The organism is Staphylococcus sp. EG-SA-2 (assembly GCF_017152085.1).
Genome location: NZ_JACYHC010001077.1, coordinates 1 through 737 on the forward strand (window position 1 = coordinate 1; position 737 = coordinate 737).

The 737-nt window shown below is 33.8% G+C and carries 1 protein-coding gene; it reads right to left on the reverse strand.

Features of this window, described 5'->3' with window-relative positions; all coding sequences use genetic code 11:
• Window positions 1-19: 19 nt before the first annotated feature.
• Entirely contained in the window at window positions 20-694 is a 675-nt protein-coding gene (locus tag IDG60_RS18100) for a phosphatase PAP2 family protein (RefSeq protein WP_000565813.1), read from the reverse strand.
• Between the last annotated feature and the right edge of the window lie 43 nt (window positions 695-737).

The window sequence follows — 737 nt, forward strand, 5'->3', positions numbered from 1 at the left end:
CTATGTCTAAAGATGTTTGCTAAACGCGTTGTCGTCGATGATTAATAAAGTATGGGTATACCATTAAGAATAACGCTACCCAAATGATTGCTAGTGACGTGCCGCCAATGACATCTGAAAAGTAATGTGCATGAAAATAAAGGCGACAAAATAATATGCTAAGCCATAATATTCCCATAACTAGCGCACTCAACACTTTTGTTATTGTCTTAGCAGCAACTGAAATAATAATGATCATTAAGGCGAAATATAATAATGTGCTGGCGTTGGAATGTCCACTTGGAAATGAAAAGCCTGTATCAACGGCTAAATGATTATATGGTCTTGGACGTAAAACAGTATCTTTAATTAATTTGTTCATGATGACACCTGAAACCAAATATGTCACAAACCAAACCGCTAAATGCCTCTGTTTAATAAACAGTATGATTGTGACGATAATTGAAATCAACACGACACCTTTGACATCTCCAATTTCCGCACTAAACGTCATATAATAATTAAACAAATTGTTAACATACTGACGTTGTGGCTCACCGAAATAATCTGTAAACCATGTTAATGATCCCATATCTATATTTTTAAGCCATTCTTGATTTGTCACTACACCGTAAAACATACCTATAAATACAATCAGCGCGATTAAAAATAAAGGCACTGTCATTTTCGGTGATGTTAATTTTTTATCTATCATCTTACAATCTCCTCGTATCATCATTTTCATTTTACAAATGTTA